This window comes from Pseudomonas iridis (assembly GCF_017980685.1).
Classification (GTDB): domain Bacteria; phylum Pseudomonadota; class Gammaproteobacteria; order Pseudomonadales; family Pseudomonadaceae; genus Aquipseudomonas; species Aquipseudomonas iridis.
The window spans coordinates 239,962-256,928 of sequence record NZ_JACXXO010000006.1 but is presented as its reverse complement, the minus strand read 5'-3'; the positions used below and the strand labels follow the sequence as shown (position 1 = coordinate 256,928).

Below are 16,967 nucleotides of genomic sequence, written 5' to 3'. Positions count from 1 at the left end.
TTTTTTGCCCGCAAGATCTATGTACCGCACACCGTCGCGACGCGAACTTTACCTTGCCCTGCTCGGCCACTTCCCCGGTGTGCCCAACAGTCAGAGCAGGAATTGCCCATGCCCGAAATATCCTTACCCAGCGCGGTCGATGTGTTGACCCAACTGGTGACCGGCCCCTCGTTGCGGGAAGTCGCCACAACAACACTGCGTCAGGCCCTCAAAACGCTGTATCCGAACCTGGAGATCGACCCGCAACGGGCCATGGTCGCGACGCCGACATGGGTCATCACTGACGAGCATGCAACCCCGGGTGCCGATAAGTTCGAATCCCTTACCGACGCGCTGGTGCGGCTTGGCCTGTCCGGCACCACGGTGACGTACCTCGACGACGAACACTTCCTGACCTTGCAGCCCACTGTCAGCCCGGCAATCCAGCTGCCGGTGAAAATCAGTGCCATCGCCCGGCTGATCAACGAGCTGGCGCCACTGCTGTTCGTTGCCTACAAAGAGCAACACATCGATTACTGGAGCGAAACCACCGCTGCGAATCACCCGCGCTGGTATCAACTGTCGGATGGCTTGCGCAGACTATGGAATGTCGACGCAAGCCTTGGCTGGGATGCCGATGAGCAAGCCATGGCCCTCGCCGTTTTCAACAACCCGGACAAACGGAAAAGAACCAACGACAAGTACAAGACCCGCGCCTGTCTGATTGACCTGGATCACGGTGAAGGGGCTGCCCGCAAACACGCGACGCTGCTCAATACGGCCGTGCTGATCGGTACGCTCGGGCAGCGCACGCTGGTGCTCACTCACTCGGTGGTGCAAGGCTTTCGGCGCTTCGCTTCGGTGGACGAAATCGGCAATGCCCTGCCACACCGGTTTCGCGAAGGCGCCAGCGCCAAAGGTCTGAGCTGGCGACTTGTCGAGCCTGAAGGCGACTTCTTCAACCACCAGGCCTGCACTGTCATTGCCCTTGAAGCCGATGCGCTGGGCCAGATCAATTTCTTCGAAGGTCCGATTCTTAAAAGGCTCTATCCTCACGCCGGAACCGCTGCCAACCATCAACAACCGATACCACGCCTGAAACCGCACATCGAGCGACTGAAGCCAATGCTGCCCGAGTGGCTGGACGCTGCCTCACCTGCCGATCAGACCCTCTACGGCCGATATTTGCTGGATCTGACCGTGATGCAGCATGCGAACCAGGGCAAATCGTTTCAGAGCGAAGTCAACGATCTGCAGACATTCACACGCGAGGCACTGACTGCACAGATTCTCAAAGAGCACCCGACAGCAACCGATATCAAGCTCGACGACATCGAGATGACCATCGTCAGCCTGGTGATCTGGGGCACGTTCATAGTGCCGGGCGAATTTCAGACCAAAACGCTGACGCTTCTCGATCTCGCACTGCAAAACCTGGCGGGGCTGCCCCTGGGCAATAAAAGGGTGGCCTACAAGGACGGCAGCGCATTACCGCAATGGATGACCGTGACCTTTGTCGAAGAGCTGGTAAAAACCGTCGACATCGGCAGCACTTACCCGGCGTACCTGAAGAAAAAACTGCTCGACGACGCCACTCAGGCATCTGCTTTGCAGGATCTCTATAGCCAACAGTTACCCCTTGAATTGCCGTTGCTGGCCTTGCAACACAAGATCCGTGGCGAAGCCGGCATCACTGAGCTGGGTTACCGATACGTGGTCGCGGCACTGAACAGCGTCGCTGCAGATCGTCAGGTCGACGGGCAGGACATCGTCATCCGCCCTCTGGCATTCGTTACCCACCGCAGCACCTCCCGCGCGGACACCGTGGACAACATGTTCGTCATCGGCCCGCGCGACCCGGACAAAGGGCCCTGCCTGCTTTATCGACCGCTGTTCGAAAAGGCGCTGATTCAATACCCCGGTCCTACCAACTTGCTGTACGCAATCAAGCATTCCCAGGATCTGCGCGAATCAGTATTGGCGTGGTTACCCGATAGCGTGCGATTCAACTTCAGCCAGTATGTGTTTGCAGCAAGGGTTCCCTCGGTGTGGGTCATTCCAGAGATCGTGGTTCACCCGCTGACCCTCATTGATATGTCCAGGCCCGTCACGCTGGGCTCCGACGTCATCGAAAGCGATGTTCTGGCAACGCTGCACAAGACCAATGTGCAAGCAGTCATCACTCAAGCTGACCGCCAATCGGTATCCAATGCGGAAGCTCGCTGGGCCACCCTCAAACGCGGTGGCTGGGCGCTCTTTAACGCGGCGCTGCCCTTTCTGGGGCGCGGTGTCGCAATAGCGGCCTGGATCTGGCAGATCATGGACGACTTGCAGGAGGTCAGCGACGCTGCCAATCAACAATCCGGCAGAGTCGCCTGGTCGGCACTTGCCGATATTCTCCTCGCACTGGGCATGGTCCTCGCCCATCGCGCAGCGGTCGGTCACAAGCCCGCCCACAAGGCCATCAGTGCAGTTGATGAGTGGGAGTCGCTGACACCTCAACCCGTACCTGAGCTCATCAATGCTGTACACGCGCCGGACATCGCGGGCAGTGAACTGGTCGCCAATCATGGAACGTCAATCAACACCATCGCCGCTCTAGAGCAATCGAACCACAGCCTCGCCGCACTGCTGGACCGTCTCAACGTCAGCAAACCCGAAGCGCTTGGAGCTGCGGCGAGTGAGGGCCCGTATCAGCACCTCTACCAACATGACGGGAAATGGTACGCGCCGGTCGACAAGCGCTGGTTCCAGGTGCAGATCAATGAAGATGAACACGTGCAGATCATCGACTCGAGCCGTCAACCTCCCGGCACCGGACCATTTCTGGTACGCAGCGCGGCCGGCCAATGGGTCGTCGACCTGCGATTGCGCCTGAGCGGCGGCAGCCTGAGCAGTCGGCGCAAGCAGGTCCAGCGTCAGAACAAGCAGCGCATCTCTCAGCACCGAAGTGCTATTAGCGCCTTCGACCTGACGATGGCGTCCAAGCTGACTGAGCTCACACAAACCCGCACCGCCATGGACGCCGCCCTGCCGGAAACGGCCAAAACAGCGCGCAAACACTACCTCGACCTGCTGGATTCACAGCTCAAGGAGTACGGTGAGAATATCAAGCAAATCAGAGAGTTGAATTCGCTACAGGAGGTTCCCAATTTCCGCGCAGTGATGATCGAGCGGCTGGAGATGCAACTGTTCCTCGGCCAGGAATGGCTCATAGAGAACAGCACGGATTTTCAGGCCAATATCCGCGCTATGACGATGGCGATCGAAGACCGCAGGCAATCTTCGTCGCAGCTGTTCATTCAAACCTGCGAAGAAATGAGCGATCAGACGCAAGGGATCATGGAAAAGATCGACGCTTCCCATACCCGCTTCGCAGAACTTGAACGCCTCGGCGAAGGCGCTGTGGAGCTACTGATCAAATATCGGAAAACGCTGCCGGACTACGATCTGAATGATTTCAAGCTGCTGCAAATCTCTCTTGGCCAGGAGATTTGCGTCAAGCCGGGCACAACAGCGGTCAGGGCACAGGTGCAGTCGGCGATGGAACGACTCATCGAAAGCGCAGCACTGAACGTTCAGAGCTCGCTGAATCTGAGTACCGATGAAAGTCTGCACAACCTCGGTGAGCGGATCGATACCCTCAATCACCTGACCCGGCAATTTGCCGCGGTGGATCAGGGTTTCGGCGATATCGCCGCCGAGTTTGCGGACCAGCTCAACCTTTCTCGGCTTGCGCGGGTACGTGAAAGGGTCAAAGAGTTCAGCGACATGGCGGTCACGCAGCTGGCAGGCTTGCTGCGTGACCGACGTCTGGTCGAACCTCAAGCCGGTCCGTCCAGGCCTGCAGGCATGAACACCCGGAAAATCATCAAGACCCGCAGCAGAGGCACACTCGTGGGTGTACCGAAAGTTGCCACTGAGGGCGGGCCAGGCGATCTGGTCGAATTGCGCTCGAACATGACAGGGGTCATCGCCACCTTTCAGGAAGAGTCACCCGGTGTTTGGGTGGAACACATCACCGCTACGCCGACGACGCAACTCCCCAAGCCGCCGTCCAGGCTCAATCTCAATAAGAGTATCCGCGCCGGCCAGGCACTGCTCGATGGCCTTGCGGAGTTTCATCGGGTTACCGACGCTCGGATCAAGCGGAGCCCGCGGCTCCCGGTGGAGGTCGAGGAGGAATACCACCGGCATGCAGCCCTGCTGCGCAAAGCCAACGCCGACATCGATGAGGCATTGACGGCGCGCAATGCCACGGCGGATCTCGACAATCCGACGCAAGAACTGGGTCACGCGCTGGAGAAGGCAGCAAAGACGCTTGATGAAAAAGGCACCAGTACCCGGGCCAGAATGATCAAACAGCAGATGCCGACAGGCGCCGGTGTCGAGTGGCTGAAAAATCACGGTGAAGTGACCATCGCCAAAATCCTTACGCGACGAGAACTCAAAAGTCGCCCGAATGACTTTCTGGACGAGTACGAAGTACGCGATATCAAAACCAACAAGGTGGTGTGTTACGCGCATTTTCACTACAGCAGTGTCAGCGCGCCGCTAACACCATTCCTTGCCGGACACCTGAAAACCAACGCGCAGCGGCATCTAGGGGGGACCTATGAATTGCGTGGTTTGAACAATCAGCAAATCATCGATATTCACCGCAGCGAGATTTCCACGCAATTGGCCGAGACCTTGTTCTTCACGCCCGCCAAGCCTGCTGCAACCGGGCCAACGCAGCCTTGATCGCGGCTTCCGGCACGGCGGCGAACCCCAGGACCAGTCCCGCGCGCTGGTCCTGGGGAGTCGTAGAGTCCGGCAGCCAGTAATGGCTCAAGCCGCTGATTTCGACATCCACGCGCGCAGCTTGCTCGATCAGTTGCTGCTCACGGTCGATGCTCTCCACCTTCACGGTCAGGTGCAGCCCGGCCGACACCGCCGGCAGGTCACCTACGCCGAGGATTGCCGTTGGCCAACCATCGAGCAACGTATTGCGCCGGTTCAGCGCGGCGCGGCGCATCCGGCGGATATGCCGCTGGAAATGCCCGGCCGCCATGAACTCGGCCATCACCGCTTGCGTGCTCACCTCGGAATGCCGGACATCCACCGCCCGGCGTTGCGAAAACGCTGGCACCAGCGCCGGTGGCAGCACCAGATAACCGAGGCGCAACGCCGGGAATGCGACCTTGCCGAACGTGCCGACATACAGCACGCGGCCCTGTTGATCGAGTGCCGCCAAGGGGGCCAATGGCGCGCCGGTGTAACGGTACTCGCCGTCGTAGTCATCCTCAACGATCCAGCCTTGTGTGCGTTCGGCCCAGGCGAGCAGTTCAAGACGCCGCGCCAGGCTCATCACCACGCCTGTCGGGTATTGATGCGAGGGCGTCACGTAAGCCACGCGACAATCACTGGCGCCCGACAGTGCCGAGCAATCCATGCCCTCCCCGTCCACGCCAATCCCGCGCAGAATGCCTCCCGCCACGGCGAATGCATGACCGGCCGCACGGTACCCCGGATTTTCGATCGCAACGCCATCGCCCGGCTCCACTAGCAGCTGTGCACAAAGACTAATGGCCTGCTGTGCGCCACTGGTGATCACAATTTGCTCAGCCGAGCACTGCATCCCTCGCGAACTGCGCAGATAGGCCGCAATCAGGCTGCGCAGACGGGCATCGCCGGCCGGGTCGCCGTAACACATCTGCTGAAGGTCCGGTTTGCGCCAGAAAGCCCCGTTGAGCTTGGCCCAGACGTCAAACGGAAACAGATCAAATGCCGGTACACCAACCCGAAATGCGCGCGGCGGGCCACTGGGGGGATTGGGTAAATGGTTGTTTTGCAACCGCTGTAAAACGCCGCTGTGGATAACTTTACTGGATGAAAGCACAGTGGAATTTGCGGAATTTGTGGATAAGGCTGTGGGTAAGCCTGTTGAAAACCCTGTGGATACTTTTGTGGATAGTTTTTTCGGCTTGAGCGGGTCACGGGGCAGTTGGGCCACGTAAGTGCCATCGCCCACCCGCCCTTCAATGAAGCCTTCGGCATAGAGTTGATCGTAGGCCCGAACCACACTGTTGCGGGAAATCGCCAGCGCGGCGGCCAGATCACGGCTGGCTGGCAGGCGCGTGCCACTGGCCAGCCGCCCGTCGAGCACACGCAGTCGCAGCGCCTGATAGAGCTGACGGCTCAAGCCCTGACGGCGATCAAGCTCGATGCCCGCCGGGTTGAACGGCATGGACAACGTGGACAAATCAGGCATGGTAATGGACCTATGAAATTGGCCATCAATGGCTCTTACATCAGACCAATAGCCTGCCTAGGATGTAAGTATTCGCCAAGGAAAATCTCTTATGTACACGCCGCGCGCCTTTGCCATCGATGAGCTGTCCCAACTCCACGAACTGATCCTCGCCACTCGCCTCGCCATCCTGGTCACCCACGGCGAAAACGGTTTGCAAGCCAGCCATGTGCCGGTGCTGCTGCATTGCGAGCAAGGTGAATACGGCACGCTCTACGGGCATCTGGCCAGGGCCAATCCACAGTGGAAGGATCTGCGCGACGGCGCCGAAGCGATGCTGATTTTTGCCGGACCGGATGCCTACGTCAGCCCGGGGTTTTATCCGAGCAAGGCCGAGCACGGCAAAGTAGTGCCGACCTGGAACTACATCGCCGTGCACGCCTACGGCCACGCCGAGACCTTCAGCGACGGCGGGCGGCTGCTCGACATCGTCAGCACCCTCACCGACCGCCATGAAGCCGGCCGCGCACAGCCTTGGTCGGTCGCCGACGCACCCGCCGATTACATCGACAGCATGCTCAAGGCCATCGTCGGATTCGCTATTCCCATCGACCGACTGGAAGGCAAACGCAAGCTCAGCCAGAACCGTAGCCCCGAAGACATCGCCGGCGTACGAGAAGGATTGGCTGCCAGCACCGAAGTCAACGATCAAACCCTCGCCCAATTGATGCGTTAAGGAAAACCCCATGAGTCAGATCGAGATCCGCCAGGTCAGCGCCGACGACCACGCCGCCTGGCTGGCGCTGTGGCAAGCGTACCTGCGCTTCTACAACACCGAACTGCCGGAGGCGGTAACGACCAGTACCTGGCAGCGCTTCCTCGACCCGAGCGAACCGACGCACGCCGCCCTCGCCTGGGCTGACGGTAAAGCGCTGGGCATGGTGCATTACATCTACCATCGCTCGAACTGGAGCATCGAAAACTCCTGTTACCTGCAAGACTTGCTGGTGGCGCCTGAAACCCGCGGCACCGGCGTCGGTCGCCAGTTGATCGAGCACGTCTATGCAACGGCCAAAGCCGACGGCTGCTGCAAAGTCCATTGGCTGACCCACGAAACCAACGCCACGGCGATCCAGCTCTACGAGCGCATCGCCGAGCGCCCAGGCTTCATCCAGTTTCGCAAAGCCCTTTAAGGAGACGCGCTCATGATCACCTCACCTGCCGATTGGAAAGGCGTGCCCGCCCCCACGACCGCGCTGCTCGAAGGCCGCTTCATCCGCCTGGAAAGACTCGACCCGGCGCGCCACGGTGACGACCTGTTCAACGCACTCGAAGGCCCCGGCGCCGACCCGAAACTCTGGGATTACTTGCCCTACGGCCCGTTTCCCGAGCGCAGCGTATTCAACGACTGGCTGAACAATCACGCGGCGAGCAGCGACCCGTATTTCTTCAGCATCATCGATCGCACCAGCGGCCAGGTGCAGGGCATCCTCAGCCTGATGTCGATTGTCCCGGCTCAGGGCCGTATCGAAATCGGCCACGTCACCTTCGGCGCACCGATGCAGCGTTCGCCGAAAAGCACCGAGGCGGTTTATCTGCTGGCGAAGTATTCATTTGAGCTCGGCTACCGCCGCCTCGAATGGAAGTGCAACAACGCTAACGCCCGCTCCAAATACGCCGCTGAACGCTTGGGTTTCAGCTTCGAAGGTGTTTTCCGCCAGCACATGGTGGTCAAGGGCCAGAACCGCGACACCGCGTGGTACTCGATTCTGGATGGGGAATGGCCGGCGATTGCGAAGGGGTTCGAGCGCTGGTTGAGTGATGAAAACCAGACTCCGACCGGGCAGGTTAAAGGCTTGGTTGAGTGCCGTAGCTAACTCCTTAAAAGCAAAAGATCGCAGCCTTCGGCAGCTCCTACACGGGACAAAATGTAGGAGCTGCCGCAGGCTGCGATCTTTTGATCTGCTTTCTTAAACCAGTTTCTGCGCCAGCACCGCCAATCCGTCATTGGCCGTTGCCTCCTTGGGCTGCGGCGGAAACGCACTGGCGTAGGCGCCGATGTGAATCTTCACCCCCAGACGCTCGAAGGTAGCGCGCGCCGCATCAATCGCCGTGCCAATCACTTGCGGCTGGCTGCAATTGAATAGCAACGTTTCAACGCCCAGCTCCGCTGCCACTGCAGCCGCCTCGGCGACCGGCTCGCCAGAACGCAAACGCGGTACGTCGTCAGTGTCTTCATCCTTCAAGGTAAACGACAGCCAGAACGGCTTGCCGTCCTGCGGGAGTCCGGCGCGGATGGAGCGGCATTACGGCAGGGCATACCTTCGCCGTACTTAAGGTGATCCGTAACGCGTCACGGGTTGATTGGGCAGTGACAGATGAGTTTTGCACCGCTGAACAGTCGGCGACGTCCCGCTTGATTGTAGGAAAAGGAAGCGCTGGATTCGGGTAAAACCACCGGCCGCGGATCTGGTGGAAATTTTCCACAAAATGATGCGACGTCGCCTGCAACGCTTCGGGAAGCAGCCGACATCGGATTCTTTGGTGCATCAATAGAGTTGGGTCTTTTCAGCAGAGACTTTACTTGATGGATGCTCAACACAAGTACCAAGCAAAAAAACTCGCGTTAGCAATCGCGCTGACGCTGGGGTGCACGCCCTTCACTTATGCAGAACTCAGCCCTGATCCAGCACCGAGCGCTGAAGAGTTGATCGGTATGCTCGATAACTTTGTTACTGATCCTGAGACCGTCAAGCACGACCCCATCAAAGCAAAGGTCGCCGCAATCGACGGTACTTCCCTGCTGCTTGATCACCGCAATGATCTGGTCACTCTGGGCAGCCGAGGCAATTTCGCCGGGCTGGTTGATGGCGCGGGCGGAGTGAATGTCCTACAACTCGATGGCGCGAGAGGAACGCTGGGCAAAACTGTTAACTTCAACGGTTTGCACGTCAAGCAAGGCACCTGGACTCGCAGTGGAGATGGTGATTTCGATCTCGGCGTTCTGGTCAGGTCAAAAGCATCATTGACCAATGATGGGAGCATATTGGGGCAGGCAGTGACCGCGGGAATTCTGATCAACAAAGGGGCCATAGTTGGCGGAGCCACAGTTCTGGGCGGCGGAGACCTTACCAACAAGGGACTGATTGACGGCACCGTCACCGTTCACGAAAACGGACATTTCGCGGGTGGGGGCACGTTGAAAAACCTGAACGTCCACGGGCGGCTTTCGGTTGATGAGGTGTATCACGCGCCGAAAGTGAGTGGAGACCTGAACCTGTCGCAAACAGCGATGTTGTCGTACGCTGTTGATGCTGCGGGTCACAGCCCGACCATAGAAGTCGGCGGAACCGCCCGGCTTGGGGGTGCAACTCTCAAACTCGTCACTGCCGGTGAATACCCGAAAAGCGCCAAGCACACCATTCTCACTGCAAAAAAAGTCGAAGGGCGTTTTGTCAGCATCGAGAACAACCTGGCCTTCATGACGCCAGAGGTGCATTACGATGATCAAAAAGTCGGGCTGACTTATTCCCGCAATAAAGTAGAAATTGAAAGTCTTGCGAATACAGAAAACGGTCGTGCGGTTGGCGGAGCTATCGATGCGCCACCCGAACCAACGCCATCCGGGATACCAACACCGTTGACTACCTCAACACCAATATCATTGTCGGCACCAGATCTAGCTTCAGTGCCAGTGCCAGATTCCGTCACGGCTTTAGCTCCCGCTCCTGCGTCAGTTGCTGTTGATGTTGCTGTTCCATCCGCAGTTGCAACATCGTCGACAGCGCCCTCTCCAGCACCGGGTAAAACCTTTGTCGAGCACACGCCTCAAAACGTCGACCAACCAGCAGTTCAACCGCAAAAACCGGTAAATGCTGCGGTCACCGCATTACTGGCCAGCGATAAAACTACTGCCCCCGTCGCCCTCGAACAACTCGCCGCCGGCAGCAACGCCAACCTCGCCAAAGCCACGTTGAGCAGCGTTACCCCCGTGAGCGCGAGCATGCTGTCGGCCATGCGCCAACTCGACCATCGCACGGGCGCAGCTTACGGCTCGGGCAATTCACCCCGCGAAGCTGCCGGCGGTGCTGATTCCGGGCGAGTCTGGGTTCAGGCATTGGGCCATGGTGGCAAGGTTGATCGCGAGAACGACAGCACCCTGAAACACGCCACCCAAGGCTTGGTCATGGGCGCTGACTGGCGGCTCAATGAGCAATGGCATATCGGTCTGCTGGGCGGCAAATCCCAAACCAGACTCGATGCCCGCCAATACGATGGCGACCTCGACAGCTGGCACGTTGGCGCCTACGCCGTGCGTCAGGATGGACCACTGGCGCTGCGCCTGGGTGCCACTTACGCCAGCCATGACGGCAGCAGCAAACGTCGGGTGGCGTTCAACGGATTCAGCGATCGCCTCAAAGGCAATTACGACGCCAACACTCAGCAAGCCTTCGCCGAACTGGGCTTCAACTTCGGCCGCAACGACGTGACACTCGAACCGTTCGCCAGCCTCGGCTACCAACGTTACCAACGTGACAGCCACACTGAAAAAGGTGGTGATGCGGCGCTGAAGGTCTTTGGGCAAACCCGCGACAATCTCAGCAGTACCTTCGGCCTGCGCACGGCAAAAATCCACACACTGGACAACGGCATGAGCCTGACGCCGCGATTGAGCGCCGGGTGGAAACACACCTTTGGTGAACTCGACAGCGACACCCGCCAGCAACTGGTCAAGGGCGGCAAACGCTTCACCGTGAACGGTGCAGAACTGGATCGCAACAGCCTGGGCGTCGATGCGGGTCTGGACCTCGGACTGTCGACCAACCACACGCTGGGCGTCGCTGTCACTGGAGAGTTCGGCAGCGAAAGCCGCAATCGCGGCGTGATGGGTCAGTGGCGCATGGCGTTCTAAATCGCTCCCGGTAGGAGCTGCCGCAGGCTGCGATCTTTTGATCTTCGTTTTAAAAGATCACAAGATTGCAGCCTGCGGCAGCTCCTACAGGTGAAAAAACGGACAAAAAAAGGGGAGCACATGCCCCCCCGAGGTTTAAAGCGTTTGATCGCGGCGGTTATCTCAGCCTTCGATCTCGATCAGGATTTCGCCCGGGTTCACCCGGTCGCCCTTGGCCACATGAATCGCCGTAACCTTGCCGGCGATGGCGGCCTGAACTTCGGTTTCCATCTTCATGGCTTCGGTGATCAGCACAGCCTGGCCCGCCTTGACGGTGTCGCCTTCCTTGACCAGCACATCAACGATGTTGCCGGGCATGGTGGTGCTGACGTGGCCTGGAGCCGACGCTTGCTTGCGCTTGCTGCTGCCGCCGCCGACGAATTCGTTAAGCGGTTCGAACACCACTTCTTCCGGCATGCCGTCGATGGACAGGTAGAAGTGACGCTTGCCTTCAGCCTTCACACCGACACCCGTGATATCGACGCGGTAAGTCTCGCCGTGGACGTCAATGACGAACTCGGTCGGCACACCTTCGCCGCTCGCCGACGTCACGGCGCCAGCCTCTGGAATCGGCAGCAGCACTTCCGGCACGAGAGTCCCGGCGGCACGCTCTTCGAGGAACTTGCGACCGATGTCCGGGAACATGGCGAAGGTCAGTACGTCTTCTTCCGACTTGGCCAGTGCACCGATATCGGCACGCAGCTTGGTCATTTCCGGTTTGAGCAGATCCGCCGGACGCACGTCGATGACTTCTTCGCTGCCGATGGCCTGACGACGCAGTTTTTCGTTCACCACGCCCGGCGCTTTGCCGTAGCCGCCCTGCAGGTAGAGTTTCACTTCGTTGGTGATGGTTTTGTAGCGCTCGCCGGCCAGCACGTTGAAGAACGCCTGGGTGCCGACGATCTGCGAAGTCGGGGTGACCAGGGGCGGGAAGCCGAGGTCTTCTCGCACACGCGGGATTTCCGCCAGCACTTCAGCCATGCGGTTCAACGCGCCCTGCTCTTTCAACTGGTTGGCCAGGTTGGAAATCATCCCGCCCGGTACTTGGTTGACTTGAACGCGTGTATCGACGGCAGTGAATTCACTTTCGAACTGGTGGTACTTCTTGCGCACGGCGTAGAAGTACAGGCCGATCTCTTGCAGCAGTTCAAGGTTCAGACCGGTATCGAATTCGCTGCCCTTGAGCGCAGCTACCATCGACTCGGTGCCTGGATGGCTGGTGCCCGAGGCGAAGCTGGAGATCGCGGTATCGATGTGGTCAGCACCGTTTTCGATTGCCTTGAGTTGGCACATCGTCGCCAGACCGGCGGTGTCATGCGAGTGAATGAACACTGGAAGCGACTGCTCGGCTTTCAATGCCCGAACCAGTTCACCGGTCGCGTAGGGCGTCAGCAGACCGGCCATGTCCTTGATCGCTACCGAGTCGCAACCCATGGCTTCCATTTGTTTGGCTTGCGCCACGAAAGCGTCAATCGTGTGCACCGGGCTGGTGGTGTAAGCGATGGTGCCCTGGGCGTGCTTACCGGCAGCTTTCACCGCTTCGATGGCCACACGCAGGTTACGCACGTCGTTCATCGCGTCGAAGATGCGGAATACGTCGATGCCATTGACCGCTGCCTTGGCGACGAACGCTTTGACCACGTCATCGCTGTAATGGCGATAGCCCAACAGGTTCTGGCCACGCAGGAGCATTTGCAGACGCGTGTTAGGCAACGCGGCGCGCAGTTGGCGCAGACGCTCCCACGGATCTTCCTTGAGGAAACGTACGCAGGCGTCGAAGGTCGCGCCGCCCCAGCATTCCAGCGACCAGTAGCCGACTTTGTCGAGCTTGTCGCAGATCGGCAGCATGTCTTCGGTGCGCATGCGGGTGGCCAGCAGCGATTGATGAGCGTCGCGCAGGATGGTGTCGGTAACGAAGATCTTCTTAGTCATTGGTATCTCCTCATAGCGGCAAACTTCAAGCTACGAGCTGCAAGAAAAAGCCAATCTGCTTTTACTTGCCGCTTGCAGCTGAAAGCTCGCAGCTGCTTCATTCATAGGCCTGCGTGGGCGGCGATGGCGGCGGCGATGGCCAGGGCCAGCTCTTCGGGTTTGCGCTTGATCGAGTAGTTGGTCAGTTCAGGGTGGCTTTCAACGAAGCTGGTATTGAACTGGCCGCTACGGAATTCCGGGTTGCGCAGGATTTCCTGATAGTACGCGGCGGTGGTCTTCACACCTTGCAGGCGCATGTCGTCGAGGGCGCGCAGGCCACGGTCCATCGCCTCTTCCCAGGTCAATGCCCAGACCACCAGTTTCAGGCACATCGAATCGTAGAACGGCGGAATGGTGTAACCGGTGTAGATCGCCGTGTCGGTGCGCACGCCCGGCCCGCCGGGGGCGTAGTAACGGGTGATCTTGCCGAAGCTCGGCAGGAAGTTGTTTTTCGGGTCTTCAGCGTTGATGCGGAACTGCAACGCGAACCCACGGTGCTGAATGTCTTCCTGCTTGACCGACAGCGGCAGGCCGGAAGCAATCCGGATCTGCTCGCGGACGATGTCGATCCCGGTGATTTCTTCGGTAATGGTGTGTTCGACCTGCACCCGGGTGTTCATCTCCATGAAGTACACCTCGCCCTCGGCGAGCAGGAACTCCACAGTACCGGCGTTCTCATAGCCCACGGCTTTGGCAGCACGCACCGACAGGTCGCCGATGTAGGCGCGCTGTTCCGGGGTCAGTTGCGGGCTCGGGGCGATTTCGATCAGCTTCTGGTTGCGACGCTGGATCGAGCAGTCACGCTCGAACAGATGCACGACGTTGCCGAAGCTGTCGCCGAGAATCTGCGCTTCGATGTGTTTGGGATTGACGATGCATTTTTCCAGGAACACTTCCGCCGAACCGAAGGCCTTGGTGGCCTCGGAGATAACGCGGGGAAAATTCTGTTCGAGTTCTTCGCGACTGTTGCAGCGTCGGATACCGCGACCGCCACCACCGGAGGTGGCCTTGAGCATCACCGGATAGCCGATGCGGTCACCTTCGGTCAGGGCTTCGGCGATGTCCGCCACGTTGCCCTCGGTGCCTGGCGTAACCGGCACGCCAGCCTTGATCATGCTGCGGCGCGCTTCGGTCTTGTCGCCCATGCGGCGAATGACTTCTGCCGACGGGCCAATGAATTTGATTCCGCGCTCGGCGCAGATGTCTGCCAGTTCGGCGTTTTCCGACAGGAAACCGTAACCGGGATGCAGTGCATCGCAGCCAGTTTCCACCGCGAGGTTCACCAGCTTGCGCGGGTTGAGGTAACCGGCCAGTGGTTCGGCACCGATGCTGTGGGCCTCGTCCGCACGCTTCACATGCAGCGCATGCCGGTCAGCGTCGGAAAAAATCGCAACCGAGCGAATGCCCATCTCGGCGCAGGCTCGCACGATTCGTACGGCAATCTCACCACGGTTGGCGATCAGGATCTTTTTTATCACTTGGAGGTTCCCTTGAGCCGGTGGCACCACGACCTGCTAGACCCAGGTCGACGCGTGACCAAATGTTTCAATTTGGTCGCATCTCCACACTAGCGCTCGCAAGGGATTAACAAAAATGAATAATTATTGGGTTAGGCATAAGTAAACACTTATAGTTGAAACATCCGCCCGAACCCTGAGCCTGAATAAAATGCGTAAGTCACTGATGCGTATGACATTACGCCAGTTACAGATCTTCAATGAAGTGTGTGATTTACGCTCTTACAGCCGCGCGGCCGAGGAAATGTCGCTCACACAACCGGCCGTCAGCCTACAGATTCGTCAGCTCGAAGAGCTGATCGGGCAGCCACTATTCGATTATGTCGGCAAAAAACTCTACATGACCGAGGCCGCCGAAGCCCTTCAGCGTGCCAGTCGAGACATCTTCGGCCGCCTGGAGAACCTCGACATGCAGCTGTCGGACATGCAGGGCTCGCTGCAGGGCCAACTGAAGCTGGCGGTGGAGTCGAGCGCCAAATATTTCGTGCCACATCTGTTCGCGGCGTTCAAACGCCAGAATCCGGAAGTAAATCTGCAACTGACCGTGGTCAATCGTGGCCAGGTGATCCGACGTCTTTCCGACAACCGCGATGATCTGGTGATCATGTCGATGGTGCCGCAGGACATGGGGCTGGAGTTCCTGCCGTTCCTCAATAATCCGATTGTCGCCGTGGCTCGTCCGGATCATCCGCTGGCGCATATGGGGCCGCTGCGTTTGCAGGATCTTGAGCCGTACACGCTATTGATCCGCGAACCCGGCTCGGGCACGCGACTGGCGTGCGAAGAGTATTTCAAAGAGAAGCGCGTGCACTTCACCCAGACTCAAGAGGTGGCCTCGGCCGAAGCACAACGTGAATGCGTGGCGGCGGGTCTGGGCCTGGCGCTGTTGACGCGCCACGCCCTGAACCTGGAGCTGGCGACCGGCGGCCTGGTCGAGTTGCCGGTCGAGGAGTTACCGCTGTTCCGTAGCTGGTGCCTGGTACAAGCCAAAGCCAAGCGCTTGTCACCAGTGGCGCACGCCTTCCTGGCGTTTATCCGCAGTGAACGCGTGCAGATCAGCGCGCTGGTTGAGCGTTTCGACGGGAAGCTGCTGGTGCTGCCTGCCAATAATTGAGTTCGACTTCCTCGGGAAAACCGCCAATTTCGGCCTGAAGCTGACGAAGTTCATAGCGATCTTCGATTGCGCGACGGAACTCCATGCGGCGCTGGTCTTCCTGCTGACGACGGGTTTTCGCTGCGCTGTTGCGTTCTTCGTAGGGCTGAGCCATTTCGAGTCTCCCAAGGCGTTTACGGGAGTTTCACGATAGGCTCGGGGGATGACGGTTTGGCTGCGTCATGGTTACAGACTGATGAAGGTTTGCATCGAAAAGCAAAAGATCTTAGTCATCCAGTGCTTTCACTGCTTTCGGAGACAAACGCAAGCTACGCAGACTGCGCTTCACGCTCTTGAGGTGGTTGACCAGGCTCGGACCCCGCGCCATGGCCACGCCCATGGCCAGCACGTCGATTACCACCAGGTGAGCAATGCGCGAAGTCAGCGGCGTATAGATTTCGGTGTCTTCATGCACATCGATCGCCAGATTGACCGTCGACAGTTCCGCCAATGGCGTCTGGCTCGGGCACAGCGTGATCAGCGAAGCGCCGCTCTCGCGCACCAGATTGGCGGTGATCAGCAAGTCCTTGGAGCGCCCGGACTGCGAAATGCAGATCGCCACGTCAGTCGGCTTCAACGTCACCGCCGACATCGCCTGCATGTGCGGATCGGAGTAGGCCGCCGCCGTCAGCAGCAGGCGGAAGAACTTGTGTTGCGCATCCGCTGCCACCGCGCCCGACGCGCCAAAGCCATAGAACTCGACGCGCTGCGCCTGCGACATCAAGGTCACCGCACGCTGCAATTCCACCGGATCGAGCTTCTCGCGAACCTCCATCAACGTGTGCAACGTGGTGTCGAAAATCTTCAGGCTGTAATCGGCGACCGAGTCGTCTTCATGGATCGCGAACTGGCCGAAACTGGCACCGGCGGCCAGACTCTGTGCCAGTTTCAGTTTCAGATCCTGAAAGCCGGAACAACCGATGGCGCGACAAAAGCGCACGATGGTCGGCTCACTGATGCCGACGTTGTGGGCCAGGTCGGCCATGGAACTGTGCATCACCGCCGCAGGGTCAAGCAGCACGTGGTCGGCGACCTTGAGCTCCGACTTGCGTAACAGGTGACGTGACTGGGCGATGTGTTGCAGCAGATTCAAGGGGCTGGACTCTTGTTATGGTCGGGGATGTAGCAAGCTTGTAGTTATACTACATGAATTGGCTTTTTGCC

Annotated in this window: 11 protein-coding genes and 1 pseudogene; 6 read left to right on the top strand and 6 right to left on the bottom strand. The window is 59.0% G+C overall.

Features of this window, described 5'->3' with window-relative positions:
• Nucleotides 1-108: 108 nt before the first annotated feature.
• Nucleotides 109-4,722 carry a dermonecrotic toxin domain-containing protein gene (locus IEQ42_RS13230; RefSeq protein WP_210703808.1) on the top strand — a complete coding sequence of 1,538 codons (4,614 nt, stop codon included), beginning with the start codon at nt 109-111 and terminating at the stop codon, nt 4,720-4,722.
• Here IEQ42_RS13230 and pdxR read toward each other — a convergent pair.
• Nucleotides 4,679-6,232: a MocR-like pyridoxine biosynthesis transcription factor PdxR gene (gene pdxR, locus IEQ42_RS13225; RefSeq protein WP_210703807.1), complete on the bottom strand. Its 1,554-nt coding sequence runs from the start codon at nt 6,230-6,232 to the stop codon at nt 4,679-4,681. The genes IEQ42_RS13230 and pdxR overlap by 44 nt on opposite strands.
• A 91-nt stretch (nt 6,233-6,323) precedes the next feature.
• Between pdxR and IEQ42_RS13220 the strand changes: the two genes are divergently transcribed.
• From IEQ42_RS13220 to IEQ42_RS13210, 3 genes are read left to right on the top strand one after another with little or no spacing between them, the layout of a single operon-like run.
• Nucleotides 6,324-6,947 carry an FMN-binding negative transcriptional regulator gene (locus IEQ42_RS13220; RefSeq protein ID WP_210703806.1) on the top strand — a complete coding sequence of 208 codons (624 nt, stop codon included), beginning with the start codon at nt 6,324-6,326 and terminating at the stop codon, nt 6,945-6,947.
• A 10-nt stretch (nt 6,948-6,957) separates the two neighbouring features.
• Nucleotides 6,958-7,404 (top strand): GNAT family N-acetyltransferase, encoded by a 447-nt coding sequence (locus IEQ42_RS13215; protein WP_210703805.1) that lies wholly within the window; start codon nt 6,958-6,960, stop codon nt 7,402-7,404.
• 12 nt (nt 7,405-7,416) lie between these two features.
• The gene (locus IEQ42_RS13210; RefSeq protein ID WP_210703804.1) at nt 7,417-8,088 is read left to right on the top strand and encodes a GNAT family N-acetyltransferase; all 672 of its coding nucleotides are present in this window, start codon (nt 7,417-7,419) and stop codon (nt 8,086-8,088) included.
• Nucleotides 8,089-8,187: 99 nt separating this feature from the next.
• On the opposite strand, the pseudogene IEQ42_RS13205 reads toward IEQ42_RS13210, so the two are convergent.
• A pseudogene (locus tag IEQ42_RS13205) lies at nt 8,188-8,514 on the bottom strand (homocysteine S-methyltransferase family protein); the annotation flags it as partial.
• A 284-nt stretch (nt 8,515-8,798) separates the two neighbouring features.
• Here IEQ42_RS13205 and IEQ42_RS13200 point away from each other — a divergent pair.
• The gene (locus IEQ42_RS13200) at nt 8,799-11,123 is read left to right on the top strand and encodes an autotransporter family protein (RefSeq protein WP_210703803.1); all 2,325 of its coding nucleotides are present in this window, start codon (nt 8,799-8,801) and stop codon (nt 11,121-11,123) included.
• 162 nt (nt 11,124-11,285) lie between these two features.
• Here the strand turns inward: IEQ42_RS13200 and oadA are convergent, their stop codons facing one another.
• Both oadA and IEQ42_RS13190 read right to left on the bottom strand, forming a co-directional pair.
• Nucleotides 11,286-13,094: a sodium-extruding oxaloacetate decarboxylase subunit alpha gene (gene oadA, locus IEQ42_RS13195; RefSeq protein WP_042561842.1), complete on the bottom strand. Its 1,809-nt coding sequence runs from the start codon at nt 13,092-13,094 to the stop codon at nt 11,286-11,288.
• A 101-nt stretch (nt 13,095-13,195) separates the two neighbouring features.
• On the bottom strand, nt 13,196-14,611 hold the full coding sequence (locus IEQ42_RS13190) for an acetyl-CoA carboxylase biotin carboxylase subunit (RefSeq protein WP_042561843.1): 1,416 nt from the start codon (nt 14,609-14,611) through the stop codon (nt 13,196-13,198).
• Between the two features lie 190 nt (nt 14,612-14,801).
• Here IEQ42_RS13190 and IEQ42_RS13185 point away from each other — a divergent pair, with 190 nt between their 5' ends.
• The gene (locus tag IEQ42_RS13185; protein ID WP_210703802.1) at nt 14,802-15,764 is read left to right on the top strand and encodes a LysR family transcriptional regulator; all 963 of its coding nucleotides are present in this window, start codon (nt 14,802-14,804) and stop codon (nt 15,762-15,764) included.
• Here IEQ42_RS13185 and IEQ42_RS13180 read toward each other — a convergent pair.
• Together IEQ42_RS13180 and hexR are read right to left on the bottom strand one after the other, a co-directional pair.
• Nucleotides 15,706-15,918 (bottom strand): PA3496 family putative envelope integrity protein, encoded by a 213-nt coding sequence (locus tag IEQ42_RS13180; protein WP_150593387.1) that lies wholly within the window; start codon nt 15,916-15,918, stop codon nt 15,706-15,708. The two genes, IEQ42_RS13185 and IEQ42_RS13180, sit on opposite strands and share 59 nt — an antisense overlap.
• 111 nt (nt 15,919-16,029) lie before the next feature.
• Nucleotides 16,030-16,896 carry a transcriptional regulator HexR gene (hexR, locus tag IEQ42_RS13175; protein WP_042561845.1) on the bottom strand — a complete coding sequence of 289 codons (867 nt, stop codon included), beginning with the start codon at nt 16,894-16,896 and terminating at the stop codon, nt 16,030-16,032.
• Between the last annotated feature and the right edge of the window lie 71 nt (nt 16,897-16,967).